Origin of the sequence: Priestia sp. SIMBA_032 (genome assembly GCF_046535215.1) — a bacterium.
GTDB lineage: Bacteria > Bacillota > Bacilli > Bacillales > Bacillaceae_H > Priestia > Priestia aryabhattai.
Genome location: NZ_JAWRXD010000247.1, coordinates 1 through 358 on the forward strand (window position 1 = coordinate 1; position 358 = coordinate 358).

Here is a 358-nt window from a genome sequence, read left to right on the forward strand (position 1 = left end):
ATGGTTTATTTGTAGGTACGGTTGTAAGTATATTGCTAGAACAAATATGGCGCGTTGGAAAGTAAGTGGATAAAAGGAGTGTACGCACTGTATAAAAGTCTAAAATAACATAGGAAATAAAGCCCATTTTCATTCACCACCTGCACATTTCGTTCATACAATATCTTGACTAAATAAACACCCAACTTACACATACACAGCTCTGGCTTAAGCAAGGAGGGTTATACCAGTTGAAGGAAAAAGCGTATCAATCTAAACCTTTACTCACAAAGAGAGAAAGAGAAGTATTTGAATTACTGGTTCAAGATAAAACAACGAAGGAAATTGCAGGTGAACTTTTTATAAGTGAAAAGACAGT

1 pseudogene is annotated in these 358 nt (G+C 35.2%); it reads left to right on the forward strand.

Going from position 1 to position 358, the window contains the following annotated elements:
* Window positions 1-230 precede the first annotated feature (230 nt).
* A pseudogene (gerE, locus tag SB717_RS34210) lies at window positions 231-358 on the forward strand (spore germination transcription factor GerE); the annotation flags it as partial.